Raw genomic sequence first — 13,651 nt, 5'->3', positions numbered from 1 at the left:
GCCGCCGCGGCAGCTCCCTTGGTGTCGCGCCAGCGGTGCAGCCAGGTCAGCAGGTGGTCGATCACGATGCCCAGCACGATGGCGAAGGCGATGGCGATGCCGACCCCCAGCAGCGGGTGTTCGTGGACCCAGTTGCCGGCGAGGATGCCGACGCCGGCGGAGTAGGCCACCCAGGTGACGGAGGCGAAGATGTCCAGGATGACGAAGCGCCGGCGCGGGTAGGCGGTGGTGCCGGCGATCCAGTTGACGGCCACTCGTCCCACCGGGATGTAGCGGGCCGTGAAGATCAGCATGGCGCCGCGCTTGTCCAGCTCATAGCGTGCCCAGTTTAGGGCGCGCTGGACCTTGGGTTTGCGCATCCAGCGGAAGCGCTCGACGCCGACATGGCGGCCCAGCAGGTAGGCCATGTTGTCGCCGGCGATAGCCCCGAGGGCAGCGGCCGCCATGACGAACCACATGTTCGGCTGGCCGGACGTGACGGACAGGGCACCCAAGGCGACGATCAGGGTTTCACTCGGCAGAATCGGAACGAATCCGTCGATGAAGCAGAAGATCGTGAGAATCGGATAAATCCACCATTGTCCCGCGGCATGGAGAATTGCCTCATTGATAAATTCCACGCGGGCGTTGCTCCTAGGAAAGTGATGAAAAGCGCTCTTCAGTGTCCCATGACGGACAAGGATGCGCTACGTTCCGTCCGGATAAATCTCCCTTAACGATGGGCTGCTGCGTCAGGAGGGCTCCACTGGCGGGACGGGCTGTTCGACGTCCTCGGGAAGGGTCCCTCGCAGCCTGCTGATCACGACGTCCACCAGGATGCCCAGGCCGATCGCGCAGATGACGGCAACGATGACGGCGAGCAGGTGGTTGTCTTCGAACCATTGGCCGAAGAACAGGCCGATTGCGACGGAGTAGGCGGCCCAGAGCACCGCGGAGAGGACCGTCAGACTGACGAAGCGTGGCCGCGGGAAATGGGTGGCGCCGGCCGTCAGGTTGACCGCCACCCGGCCGATCGGCACGAACCGCGCCACGAGGATCAGGGACGCGGGCCGTTTGCGCAGCTCCGTGCCGGCCCACCGGAAGGCCCGCTGCATGCGGTAGCCGCGCATCCAGGCCCAGCGCCGCGTGCCGGTGTTGCGGCCGATCAGGTAGGCGATGTTGTCGCCGAGGAAGGCGCCCGCGGCAGCGGTCGCGGCCAGGAGCACCACGTTGGGGATGCCGGCGCCGGCGGCGACCGCGGCGAGTCCAACGACCACGGATTCGCTCGGAATGGGCGGGAAAAAGCCGTCAATCACACAGCACGCGAACACGAGGAAGAGCACCCAGGGTTGCCCTGCGGCGGCCAGGATGAAGTCGTTGATTGCCTGCACGGTTTCCTACCAAACAACGGGGGTACGGCTGTTGTGCCAGTGTACCTGCGGGCCCGCGCCGCAGCTTGCCCATCTCCCTTGTGGCGGCTGGGCCCCTGACAAAGTCAACTGCCTGGGGACCACAAGTGAGAGGGCAAGCCGTCAGCTAGGCGATGCGGTCGATGATGAGCTGCTGCGCCGGTCGGGAGCCTTCCGGCGCAATCACGACGGCGTGCTGGAGGGCTTCCTTGGCCCGGTCGAACTTCTCCGGGGTGTCTGTCAGGAGCGTCATGAGCGGTTCGCCGGCCTTGACCATGGCGCCCGGCTTGGCGTGCATGCGCACCCCGGCGCCGGCCTGGACCTGGTCCTCCTTGCGCGCGCGTCCGGCGCCGAGGCGCCAGGCGGCGACGCCGACGGCCATCGCGTCGAGTTCCACCAGCACGCCGTCGGCCGGCGCGTAGATGACTTCGGATTCCCGGGCGACCGGGAGTTTGGCCCGCGGGTCGCCTCCCTGTGCCTCGATCATGCGGTTCCAGACGTCCATCGCCCGGCCGTCCCGGAGGGCGGCGCGCGGATCGGCGTCGTGGACGCCCGCGCAGGCGAGCATTTCCTCCGCGAGCCGGACCGTGAGTTCGACGACGTCTTCCGGGCCGCCGCCGGCGAGGACCTCCACTGATTCCTCGACCTCGATCGCGTTGCCCGCGGTGAGGCCCAGCGGCGTGTTCATGTTGGTCAGCAGGGCCACCGTGTTGACGCCGGCGTCCTTGCCCAGGGCCACCATGGTCTCGGCGAGTTCGCGGGCGCGGGCCTCGTCCTTCATAAACGCGCCGCTGCCGACCTTGACGTCCAGCACCAGCGAACCGGTGCCTTCGGCGATCTTCTTGCTCATGATCGAGGACGCGATCAGCGGGATGGCCTCGACGGTGCCGGTGACGTCGCGCAGGGCGTAGAGCTTCTTGTCGGCCGGGGCCAGTCCGGCACCGGCGGCGCAGATGACTGCGCCGACGTCCTGGAGCTGGGCCAGCATTTCCTCGTTGCTGAGCGCGGCGCGCCAGCCGGGGATCGCTTCGAGCTTGTCCAGGGTGCCGCCGGTGTGGCCCAGGCCGCGGCCGGAGAGCTGCGGCACGGCAACGCCGAAGACCGCCACCAGGGGTGCCAGCGGCAGGGTGATTTTGTCCCCGACGCCGCCGGTGGAGTGCTTATCGGATGTCGGCTTCACGCTGCCGTCGGGGCGGCGCAGGCTGGAGAAGTCCATCCGCTCGCCCGAGGCGATCATCGCCGCGGTCCAGCGGGAGATCTCGGCCCGGTCCATGCCGTTGAGCAGGATGGCCATGTTCAGGGCGGCCATCTGCTCATCGGCGATCGCGCCGCGGGTGTACGCGTCGATGGTCCAGTCGATCTGGGCCGGGCTGAGCACGCCCTTGTCGCGCTTGATGCGGATGATGTCGACGGCGTCGAACGATTCGGAGCGGCTGTTGGTCTGCGTTGTTTGTGTCACCGGGGTTCCTCCAGGTGTTGGGGGCCAAAGGCATCGGGAAGGACCTGGTCCATGGTCTTGATTCCCTGGGTGGTCATGAGCTCCATGTCGGGAGCCCTGAATTCGTACAGCAGCTGCCGGCAGCGCCCGCACGGCATAAGGACGTTGCCGCCGGCGTCGACGCAGTAGAAGGCGCGGAGCAGGCCGCCTCCGGTCATGTGCAGGTTGCCGACGAGGGCGCACTCGGCACACAGGGTGAGGCCGTAACTGGCGTTTTCGACATTGCAGCCGCTCACGATCCGGCCGTCCGAGGTGAGGGCTGCTGCCCCCACCGCGAACTTCGAATACGGCGCATAGGCGTTCCCCATGGCGGCCGCGGCGGCGGNCCGCGAGGGCCGCCCAGTCGACGTTGATGCTGGCCATCGTCAACCCTTGACGTACGGTATGCCGCTCGCGGCCGGGGGCCGGGACCGGCCGACGAGGCCGGCGACGGCGAACACGGTCACGAGGTAGGGAAGCATGGCCATGAACTGGCTCGGCACCGGGGTGCCGATGATCGTTACGATGCTCTGCAGGTTGTCGGCAAAGCCGAACAGCAGCGCGGCGAAGAACGCCCCGATCGGGTTCCAGCGGCCCAGGATCATTGCGGCCAGGGCGATGAAGCCGCGTCCGCCCGAGATTTCCTTCGTGAAGCTGTCGATCGCGACGAGGGTGAAGAACGATCCGCCGATCCCGGCGACGGCGCCGCCGAGCGTGACGTTCCAGAACCGGGTCGCGTTGACCTTGATGCCCAGCGTGTCGGCGGCCTGCGGGTGTTCGCCCACGGAGCGGACCCGGAGGCCCCACTTCGTTTTGAACAGCCCGATCCACACCACAATCACGGCCACGTACATCAGGTAGCCCACGACGGACTGCTTGAACAGGATGGGGCCGAGGACCGGGATGCTGGACAGGACCGGGATTTCGATGATGGGAAGCCGGCCCGGCGAGTTGAACATTTCCTTGTTCGCCTGCATCACGGTGCTGAACAGGAAGCCAGTGAGGCCCGAGATGAGGACGTTGAGCACGACGCCGACGATGATCTGGTTGACCACGTACCTGATGCTGAACACGGCCAGCACCATCGAGACGAGGGCGCCGGCGACGGCCGCCGCGAGCAGGCCCAGGTAGGGGTTGTTGGTCATGCTGGCGACGATCGCGGCTGTGAAGGCACCGCCCAGGAGCTGGCCTTCGATGGCGATGTTCACGACGCCGGAGCGTTCGCACAGGACACCGGAGAGCGAGCCAAAGACGATCGGCACGGCGAGGGTCACGGACCCGGCGATGAGCCCGGCCAGCGAGATGCTGGGGGTCCGGGCACCGCCGACCACCCAGATCAGGAAGGCCACCACGAACAGGACCGTGAACAGGACCGGCAGCCAGCGCGGGGGCCGGATATTCCTGGTCTTCAGGAACATGGCGTAGCCCGCGAGGCCCAGCATGATCACGGAGAGCACAATCCCGGCGAGGAAGGCGGGAACCTCGATGGCGGGGAGCTGGAAGAAGTCACCGCCGGAGGAAATGCCGAATTTGGCGGTCGCGTGCGGGCCCAGCAGGCCAAAGAAGATGAACGCAACGACGGCGAGCACCAGCAGCGTCACCGGCAGCTTCCAGGTGACAGGCTTCGCGGACACCGTCGGCTTGTGGTTTTTCTCCGAGCGGGGGCGTCCCTGCTGTGGTTCCCGGGGGCTTCCCGGGACGGGCGAGGTTGCTGTTGTGCTCATGCTGCACCTCCGGTGGCTGCTGCCTTCTGGGACTTGCCGGCGGTTGCGGCTTTCTTCTTGCGCGGGTTCAGTCCGAAAATCGCCCGGACCAGGGGCGGCGCCGCGATGAACAGCACAATGAGCGACTGGACCACCAGGACGATGTCGATGGGGGTTCCGGTCTGGATCTGCATCTGCACCGCTCCGGCGCGGAAGGCGCCAAACAGCACGCCGGCGGCGAAGGTGCCCCACGGCGTCGAGCGTCCCAGCAGTGCGACCGTGATGGCGTCAAAGCCGTATGTTGCCGCGACACCGTCGGTGAGGACCTTTTCGGTGCCCGCCACCTGCGCGACGCCGGCCAGCCCGGCCAGGCCACCGGCGATGGTCATCACCAGGATGGTGGCGCGGGGGACGTTGATGCCGGCGGTGAGGGCTGCCTTGGGGTTGGCGCCCACTGCGCGGAATTCGAAGCCGATGGTGGAGCGGTTCAGCAGCCACGAGACGAATATTGTCGCCGCGATGGCCAGCAGGAAGCCGATGTGCAGCCTGTACTGGCTGCCGAAGATCTGCGGATAGACGGCGGACGGGTCCAGGATCGGGGAAATCGGGGTGGTCTCCCCCGGCCGCTGGAACGCCGGTGTGTCCAGGAGGTAGCGCACCAGGTACAGGGCGATGTAGTTGAACATGATGGTCACGATGACCTCATGGGCTCCGGTTCTCGCCTTGAGCACGCCCACGAGGCCGCCCCAGACGGCGCCGCCGATGACGCCCGCGATCAGGACGAGCAGCAGGTGGAGGCCCACCGGCAAGTCCAGCGCGAAGCCCACCCAGGCGGCGAGGATGCCGGCCATGATGATCTGGCCCTGCGCGCCGATGTTGAACAGGCCCGCACGGAACGCCAGGGCTACGCCGAGGCCGGCGGTGATCAGCGGGGTGGCGATGGTGAGGGTCTCCATGAGCGGGGCGAACTGTCCGCCCACGCCGCTCCCCCGCGGGTTGAAGACCGAGCCCTGAAAGAGCGCGACGTAGGAGCTCGTCGCGGCCGACCAGACGGCGGCGAGGAAGTCGGTCGGCCGGGCAAAGAAGTAACTCGACGTCGCGGCCACCACCTTGTCCGTGCTGGCAATGAGGAGTCCGCCAAGGATCAGGGCGAGGAGGACGGCCAGGATGGTCACGATGCCGTTGCCGGTAAAGATCTTGCGCAGCACCGAGTCCGAGTCGTCGGTGCCGGGGAGGGAACCGCTCTGGGCCGAGACGGGAACCGCCGAGGGCCGCATCGCCCCGCCGGCCGTGTCCAGGGAGGTGACCAGGGCGGCGTCCTTTACGGGAGCCCCGGACTCAGCTTCGGGAGCCGGTGCCGGCTGTGTTTCAGGCGGCAGTGCGTCCGGATTCCGGTCCGGATCCGGTGCAGCCGAGCGTCGCGGCTCGTTGTTCTCACTCATGGTCGTCTCCTACGGCGCCGGAGCTGGACTCCTGCACGGGCTGGGCGGCGGGCGCCTGTTTCGATACTTGGGGTTCGGCGGGGTTTTCCGCGGGCACATCCCCGGGTTGCCGGGCGGCGTGCTTGCTCGCGGTGTCGGCGTGGGCGTCCTCCGGGGACAGCCCTGCCATCATCAGGCCGAGGACGTCACGACGGGTGCCGGCCGGGACAATGCCGACCAGTTTGCCCTTGTAGAGCACGGCGATCCGGTCGGCGAGCTCGATCACCTCGTCCAGTTCGGTGGAGATGATCATCACGGGAGTGCCGTGGTCGCGCTCGGCCACGATGCGCTTGTGCAGGAACTCGATGGATCCGACGTCGACGCCGCGGGTGGGCTGGGAGGCGATGAAGAGCCGAAGCGGCCGGGAGAGCTCCCGTGCCATGACCAACTTCTGCTGGTTGCCGCCGGACAGCGTGCCGGCCGCGAGTGAACCTGAGGGCGTGCGGACGTCGAACTCGTCGATCCGGGTCTGGGCGTTCTCCAGGACCTTGGCCGGGCTCATGCTGATGCCCTTGGCGAACGGCGCCTGGTCATAGCGGTCCAGAATCAGGTTTTCGGCGATCGAGAAGGTGCCGATCAGGCCATCGACGGAGCGGTCTTCCGGCACGAACCCGACGCCCGCGTTGAGGACCTCCTTGACGCTGCGGCCGACGAGTTCTTCGCCGTCGAGCAGGATGGAGCCGTGGACGCGGTCCTGGAGGCCCAGGATGGCCTCGGTCAATTCCGTCTGGCCGTTGCCCTGGACGCCGGCGACGGCGAGGATCTCGCCGCGGGCGATGTCGAAGCTGATGCCGTCCACCACGTGCTGGCCGCTGGGCGCGATCACGGTGAGGTCCTTGACCTGGAAGGTGGTCTCCTGGGGATTGGCCGGGGCCTTGTCCAGGGTCAGGTTGACGGCGCGGCCCACCATCATGGAGGCCAGTTCGGTCGTCGAGGCGCTGGGATCGGCGGTGCCGACCACCTTGCCGCGCCGGATCACCGTGATGGTGTCCGAGACGGCCTTGACCTCGCGCAGCTTGTGCGAAATGAAGACGATCGAGGTGCCGTGGCTCTTGAGCTGGCGCATGATGTCCAGCAGCTCATCGGTGTCCTGCGGGGTCAGCACGGCAGTGGGCTCATCGAGGATCAGCACCTTGGCGTCGCGGACCAGCGCTTTGATGATTTCGACGCGCTGCTGCACACCCACCGGGAGGTCCTCGATCATCGCATCGGGATCGACGTCGAAGCCGTACCGGTCCGAGATCTCCTGGATCTTCCGCCGGGTGTCATCCAGGTTCAGGAATCCGCCCGCCTTGGTGGTTTCCGCGCCCAGTGCGACGTTTTCGGCAACCGTGAAAACGGGGACCAGCATAAAGTGCTGGTGCACCATGCCGATGCCCGTGGCCATGGCGTCGCCCGGGCCGCGGAAGGTGACGGGTTTGCCGTCTACGAGGATCTGGCCCTCGGTCGGCTCGTACAGTCCGTACAGGACGTTCATCAGCGTGGACTTGCCTGCGCCGTTTTCGCCGAGCAGACAGTGAATCTGCCCGGGTTCAACCACCACATCAATGTGATCGTTGGCTACCAGGGAGCCGAAGCGTTTGGTGATCCCCTTGAGTTCAAGTTTCAAAACTCTGACCAATCTCGAAGTGCCCGGGCGTCTCGGCCGGACGGATGATGGGGCTGCAGGATCAGCCTAGTGCCTGCAGCCGGAAGCGGAGTCTGTCCGCTCAACGAAAAGCGCCACAGCCCGTGCGGTGGATGACCGGACGGGCCGTGGCGCTTAGCGGCGGAAGTTAGACCTTCGGGCTGGCTGCGGATTCAACCTTCAGCTTGCCGTCGGCGATGTCCTTCTTGATCTGGTCCAGCTGGGTCTTCAGCTCGGCCGGAACCTGAGAGTCCATGTCGTGGAACGGAGCCAGCTGCACGCCGTCGTTCGCGAGGGTGCCAACGTACGGCGTGTTGGAGAACTTGCCGTCCTTGTCTTCCTTCACAACGGTCTCGACGGCCTCGCCCATCTGCTTCATGACGGAGGAGAGCATGATGTCCTTGTAATCCGGTGCCGTGAGGAAGCCGTCGGAGTCAACCCAGATGAGCTTGACGTCCTTGCCTGCTGCCTTGGCTTCCTTCAGGGCCGCGCCTGCACCCTTGCCGACCGGACCGGCGACGGGCATAACGATGTCCGCGCCCTGGTCCAGGAAGTTCTGCGTGAACTGCTTGCCCTTGTCCTGCTTTTCGAAGTCACCGGTGAAGGAACCGTCCTGCTTGGCCTTGTCCCAGCCAAGAACCTTGACGTCCTTGCCGTTCTTCTCGTTGTAGTACTTGACGCCGTCGGCGTAGCCGTCCATGAAGATGGTGACCGTGGGGATCTTGATGCCGCCGAAGGTGGCAACCGTTCCGGTCTTGGTGGTGCCGGCTGCGAGGTAGCCCGCCAGGAACGCGGCCTGGGCCGTGTCGTAGATGATCGGCTTGACGTTGCTGATCGGGGTCTCGTAGCCGAAGTCGATGATGGCGAAGTGCTTGTCCGGGTTCGCCGTGGCCTGGGCCTTGGTGGCGTCGCCGAGCAGGAAGCCGACCGTGACGGTCAGGTTGCAGCCGGCAGTGACCATGGCGCGCAGGTTGGGCTCGAAGTCGTTGTTGGTCTTGGACTCGGCCTGGTTGACCTTGATGCCCAGGTCCTTCTCAGCCTTCTTCAGCCCCTCGTAGGAGGACTGGTTGAATGACTGGTCGTCGAATCCACCCGAGTCGGAAACGATGCAGCCGGTGTAGTTGCTGGCTGACGGGGTGGCGCTGCTGCTGGCTGTCGGAGCGGCCCCGCAACCGGTCAGCAGAAGTGCAGCCGCACCGGCGGTGGCGACTCCTGCCATTGAACCGCGCTTGAAGGTTGCACGCAGAGAGTTCTTCAATTTTCCTCCAGGAAGAAAGAGTAGGCGCTACGACGGAGCTCAATGAGTGTCTGTTGGCGGTGTTGCCGCTGAAACGCTGTTTTCACTGATGGATTTCGCAGCACTGCGCCGAGGCGCACTGATGGAAGCCACTTTAGTGTCCTGTGACACGTCCAAGTAGCACAGTTCACAGCGATTCCACAGATTGTTGAGAACTTGTTACCAAGCGGTAGAGACAGAAAGCCCCGCACCGGGCATTTCCGGTACGGGGCGTGCAATCTGCGGGACTGGCGGGCGGTCCGGTTAGAGCCGGACCAGCATCTTGCCGGTGTTGGCGCCCTCCAGCAGGTCCATAAAGGCCTGCGGGGCGTTCTCCAGCCCGTCCACGATGGTCTCGTCGTAGCGCACGGTGCCGTCTGCGAGCCAGCCGGACATGGTCTCGACGAACTCGGCCATGTGCTGCCAGTAGCCGCCGACCAGGAAACCCTTGAGGGTCAGCTGCTTGCCGATGGCCTGCATGAGGTTCCGCGGGGCCGGGGTGGGCTCGGTCGAGTTGTACTGCGAAATGGCGCCGCACATGGCCACGCGGCCACCGACGGTGAGCGCCGACAGCGCGGCTTCGAGGTGTTCCCCGCCGACGTTGTCGAAATACACGTCGATCCCGCGGTCCCCCGCGGCCGCGGCGAGCTGCGCGGCCACCGGGCCGTCGTGGTAGTTGAAGGCCGCGTCGAAGCCGAGCTCCAGCAGCCGTGCCACCTTTTCCGGGGAGCCCGCGCTGCCGATGACGCGGGAGGCGCCCATCGCCTTGGCGATCTGGCCCACGAGCGAGCCGACGGCACCTGCGGCGCCCGAGACGAAGACGACCTCTCCGGCCTTGAAGCCGGCGACCTTGAGCAGGCCGGCGTACGCCGTCAGGCCGGTCATTCCCAGCGCTCCGAGGAACGCGGAGGCGGGGGCCAGGTCGGTGCGGGCCGGCGTGGTGGCGCCTGCGTCGAGTACGGCGTATTCACGCCATCCCAGGGAATGGACGACGGCGTCGCCCACCTTGCGGTCCGCGGAGCGGGAGGCAATGACTTCGCCCACGGCGCCGCCTTCCATCGCGACGTCCAAGGCAAAGGGCGCCGAGTAGGACTTGACGTCGTTCATCCGGCCGCGCATGTAGGGGTCCACGGAGATAAAGAGGTTGCGGACCAGGACCTGGCCGTCCTGCAGTTCGGGCAGTGCCGTCTCGGCACTGCGGAAGTTCTCCGGTACGGGACGGCCGTGCGGCCGGGATGCCAGCTGGATCTCCCGCGTGGCGGCGGGAAGGACTGTGGTTTCGGTGTGGGTGCTCATGCGGCTACCTCCATGATTGTGATGTCGACAGTGATGTTGCCACGGGTGGCATTGGAGTAGGGGCAGACTTCGTGGGCCTTGGCCACGAGGTCCTCGGCCGTGGCCCGGTCCACGGCGGGCAGGGCGACTTCGAGTTCCGCGGCGATGCCGTAGCCGGATCCGTCGCCGAGCGCGCCGAGGTGGATCCTGGCGGCGACAGCGGAATCCGTCAGGTCGGCCTTCTGCTGGCGGCCGACGAGGCGCAGCGCGGAGTGGAAGCAGGCCGCGTATCCGGCAGCGAAGAGCTGCTCCGGGTTGGTGCCCTCGCCGCTGCCGCCGAGTTCCACCGGACTGGCCAGGGCCACGTTGAGCTTGCCGTCCTTGGTGACGGCGGTGCCGTCGCGGCCCTCGCCAGAGGCCAGGGCCTCGGCTGTATAGAGAGTCTTCATGGGAGATCCAATCTGTTGCGTGGGGTGGAAGTCAGCGGGGGTGGAAGTCAGTGGGAGCCGTGCAGGGCGGCGGCCAGCCGGCTCAGCGTTTCGCGGAGCTGGTCAAGTTCTGCCGGCGAGAGCCCGGCGGCGTCTGCGAGCCGCTGCGGGATGCCGGTGGCCCGGGCGCTGAGGGCGGAGCCGGCGTCGGTCAGGAAGACCTCAACCCTGCGCTCGTCCGTGGCGGACCGGCGCCGCTCCACGAGGCCCAGGGACTCGAGCCGCTTGAGCAGGGGGGACAGCGTGCCCGAGTCCAGCCCCAGCTCCTCCCCCAGTTCGCGGACGCTGCGCGGTTCCTCTTCCCAGAGGACCAGCATCACCAAGTACTGCGGGTAGGTCAGGCCCAGCTCCTCGAGCATCGGCCGGTAGGCGGCAGTGGCCGCCCGCGATGCGGAGTACATGGCAAAACACAGTTGCCGGTTGAGGCGCGGGGCGTCGGTCATGACTCTACGATAGCCCACAATTCAATTGTGCACAACCTAATTGACCCAGCCCGGCCCGCCGGGGTGAGAGTTCGCGCCCACTGCTTGACTTTGCCTTAGAGTTTTTGCCTTAGAGTCATGGGCGCGAAGTCCCGCCTCGACGGCGGCACGGAGCGGCCGGAGGGTTTGTCCGGTTAGAGGTCGCGGAGGGTGCGCAGGGCTGCGGCGGTGAGCACCTGGATGCCCAGGCCCAGGGCACGTTCGTCCAGGATGTAGTCGCCCCGGTGCAGGTCATACTCCTCGCCGCCGGGGGTCTTGGTGCCGAGGCGCATCATGGCGCCGGGGAGGTCGGCCAGGAACCAGGCGAAGTCCTCCCCGCCCATGGACTGGGGGGTCAGGACGACGGCGCCTTCGCCGATCTCGGCGCGCGCCGCGGCCTCGATCAGGGCGGTCTCATGTTCGGAGTTCACCACGGGAGGCACGCCGCGGGTGTGTTCCAGGTGGACGTCGACGCCGTACGGTGCCGCGATCTGCTGGATGACCTCGTCGAGGATTTCGCCGGCGCTGTGCCACGCGTCGCGGTCCAGGCAGCGCATGGTGCCGGCCATGTAGCCGCTGGCCGGAATTGCGTTGGGTGCGGAGCCGGCGGAGATGTGGCCCCAGACCACGGACACGCCGCTGCGGACATCGACGCGGCGGGAGAGCACGGCCGGAACGTTGACCGCGATCTGCGCGAGGGCAAAGACGAGTTCTTCGGTCAGGTGCGGGCGTGAGGTGTGGCCGCCGCGGCCGTTCAGTTCGATCTTGATCGTGTCCGAGGCGGAGGTGATGGCACCGATCCGGGTGCCGATCTTGCCCACCTCGATCCGGGGATCGCAGTGCAGCGCGAAGATCCGGGGAACGCCCTCGAGGACACCCTGCTCGATGCAGCTCTGTGCCCCGCCGGGCATGGTTTCCTCGGCTGGCTGGAAGATGATCCGCACGGTGCCGCGCAGCGGCGACTCCTCATGCATCCGCTGCAGGACCAGGGCCGCGCCGAGCATGGTCGCGGTGTGGACGTCGTGGCCGCAGGCGTGGGTGACGCCGTGGTTCTTTGAGGCGAACGGAAGGCCCGTCTCCTCGATGATGGGAAGGGCGTCAATGTCGCCGCGGAGGGCGGTGGACATCGGGCCCTCCCCGATGTCCACCGTCAGGCCCGTTCCGTCGAGGCGCCGGGGTTTGAGCCCGGCTTCCTCCAGGCGCTTTGCGAGCTTGTCGGTGGTGCGGAACTCTTTGAAGGAGAGCTCCGGGTGCGCATGCAAGTCCCGGCGGAAGGCAATCAGCTCCGGCAGGAGAGGCTCGAGCCACGGCCCCACCAGTGTGGTGGGTTCAGCTTCAGTAGAGTAGTTACGCACGGAATAACTCTAGCGAGCGCACAAAAAATAGCGGCATCGCGTACGGCGCGTTACGGCTCGGGAAACTAGAGGACGTCGGTGTCGCCGCTGGCCTTCAGGGCGTCCACGGCCTGCTTCACGCGCTGCGAGTGTTCCTTGTGCATCACGAGCAAGGCGTCAGGGGTATCCACCACCACAACGTCTTTGATCCCGATCAGCGCGATCACGCGCTTGGTATCGGAGACCACCACGCCGCTGGCGTCCTCGGTGAAGACGCGGGCGCCCTCACCGATCACGGTGACGTCCTTGACTTCCTTGGCGCTGTTGAGCCGGCCCACCGAGGCGAAGTCCCCGACGTCGTCCCAGCGGAAGGTGCCGGGCACGACGGCGACGTCGCCGGCGGCGGCGGCCGGTTCGGCCACTGCGTAGTCAATCGCAATTTTGGGCAGGGTGGGCCACACGCGGGCCTGGACCTCGTCGCGCTGCGGGGTGTCCCAGGCCTTGGCGATTTCCTGCACGCCGGCGAAGAGCTCGGGCTGGTTGGCTTCGAGGTGCTTGAGCATCAGCGCGACGGGCGCCACGAACATGCCGGCATTCCAGACGTATTCGCCGCTGTCGAGGTACTCCTGGGCGACCTCTTCGCTGGGCTTCTCCACAAACTCGACGACGGCCTGGGCGCTGGGTGCCCCGTCCACGTCGAGGTTCTTTCCGGCCCGGATGTAGCCGAAGCCGGTGGAGGCGTGGGTGGGCTTGATGCCGATCGTGACGATCTTGCCGGCCGCGGCCGCGTGGATGGCCTCCCTGACGGCCTCGTGGAACAACTCGTCGGGGCTGATCACCTGGTCAGCCGCGAAGGAGCCCATGATGGTGTCCGGATCACGCTCGTGCAGGATGGCGGCGGCCAAACCGATGGCGGCGCCGGAGTCTTTGGGCTCGCTTTCGAGCACCAGGTCCGCGTCGTCAATCTCGGGGAGCTGGCGGCAGACCGCGTCCCGGTGGGCCCTTCCGGTCACCACGAGCATGTGCTTGCCGGCGAGCGGCTCAAGCCGGTCGTAGGTGGATCTCAGGAGGGTACTGCCCGAGCCCGTGAGGTCGTGAAGGAACTTGGGGGCTGCTGCTCGCGACAGGGGCCAGAGGCGGG

11 protein-coding genes and 2 pseudogenes (1 of these 13 cut by a window edge) are annotated in these 13,651 nt (G+C 66.8%); all 13 read right to left on the bottom strand.

Going from position 1 to position 13,651, the window contains the following annotated elements; genetic code table 11:
• Positions 1-620, bottom strand: a 620-nt coding sequence (locus K789_RS0105190) for a DedA family protein (protein ID WP_024365833.1), incomplete at its 3' end; no start/stop codon positions are given.
• Positions 621-731: 111 nt separating this feature from the next.
• Positions 732-1,370 carry a DedA family protein gene (locus K789_RS0105185; RefSeq protein ID WP_024365832.1) on the bottom strand — a complete coding sequence of 213 codons (639 nt, stop codon included), beginning with the start codon at positions 1,368-1,370 and terminating at the stop codon, positions 732-734.
• A 145-nt stretch (positions 1,371-1,515) separates the two neighbouring features.
• Positions 1,516-2,847 (bottom strand): thymidine phosphorylase, encoded by a 1,332-nt coding sequence (locus K789_RS0105180; RefSeq protein WP_024365831.1) that lies wholly within the window; start codon positions 2,845-2,847, stop codon positions 1,516-1,518.
• A pseudogene (locus tag K789_RS22370) lies at positions 2,844-3,249 on the bottom strand (cytidine deaminase). Before K789_RS22370 ends, K789_RS0105180 begins: the two are co-directional and overlap by 4 nt.
• Positions 3,250-3,251: 2 nt before the next feature.
• Positions 3,252-4,589 carry an ABC transporter permease gene (locus K789_RS0105170; RefSeq protein WP_024365830.1) on the bottom strand — a complete coding sequence of 446 codons (1,338 nt, stop codon included), beginning with the start codon at positions 4,587-4,589 and terminating at the stop codon, positions 3,252-3,254.
• Positions 4,586-6,010, bottom strand: a complete 1,425-nt coding sequence (locus K789_RS0105165; protein WP_024365829.1) for an ABC transporter permease — start codon at positions 6,008-6,010, stop codon at positions 4,586-4,588. Before K789_RS0105165 ends, K789_RS0105170 begins: the two co-directional genes overlap by 4 nt.
• On the bottom strand, positions 6,003-7,658 hold the full coding sequence (locus K789_RS0105160) for an ABC transporter ATP-binding protein (RefSeq protein ID WP_024365828.1): 1,656 nt from the start codon (positions 7,656-7,658) through the stop codon (positions 6,003-6,005). The genes K789_RS0105165 and K789_RS0105160 overlap by 8 nt, the downstream gene beginning before the upstream one ends.
• 166 nt (positions 7,659-7,824) lie before the next feature.
• Positions 7,825-8,934 carry a BMP family ABC transporter substrate-binding protein gene (locus tag K789_RS0105155; RefSeq protein WP_024365827.1) on the bottom strand — a complete coding sequence of 370 codons (1,110 nt, stop codon included), beginning with the start codon at positions 8,932-8,934 and terminating at the stop codon, positions 7,825-7,827.
• Positions 8,935-9,216: 282 nt separating this feature from the next.
• On the bottom strand, positions 9,217-10,248 hold the full coding sequence (locus K789_RS0105150) for an NADP-dependent oxidoreductase (RefSeq protein ID WP_024365826.1): 1,032 nt from the start codon (positions 10,246-10,248) through the stop codon (positions 9,217-9,219).
• A complete protein-coding gene (locus K789_RS0105145) occupies positions 10,245-10,676 on the bottom strand; it encodes an organic hydroperoxide resistance protein (protein WP_024365825.1) in 432 nt (143 codons plus the stop codon). The genes K789_RS0105150 and K789_RS0105145 overlap by 4 nt, the downstream gene beginning before the upstream one ends.
• A gap of 47 nt (positions 10,677-10,723) precedes the next feature.
• Positions 10,724-11,158 (bottom strand): MarR family winged helix-turn-helix transcriptional regulator, encoded by a 435-nt coding sequence (locus K789_RS0105140; protein WP_024365824.1) that lies wholly within the window; start codon positions 11,156-11,158, stop codon positions 10,724-10,726.
• A 173-nt stretch (positions 11,159-11,331) separates the two neighbouring features.
• Positions 11,332-12,531 carry an amidohydrolase gene (locus tag K789_RS0105135; protein ID WP_024365823.1) on the bottom strand — a complete coding sequence of 400 codons (1,200 nt, stop codon included), beginning with the start codon at positions 12,529-12,531 and terminating at the stop codon, positions 11,332-11,334.
• A gap of 65 nt (positions 12,532-12,596) precedes the next feature.
• A pseudogene (locus tag K789_RS22365) lies at positions 12,597-13,651 on the bottom strand (mannose-1-phosphate guanylyltransferase) (it continues 105 nt past the right edge of the window).

Origin of the sequence: Arthrobacter sp. TB 26, assembly GCF_000427315.1 — a bacterium.
Classification (GTDB): Bacteria; Actinomycetota; Actinomycetes; order Actinomycetales; family Micrococcaceae; genus Arthrobacter.
The sequence above is the reverse complement of the archived record's forward strand: the minus strand, read 5'-3'. Positions and strand labels throughout refer to the sequence as shown.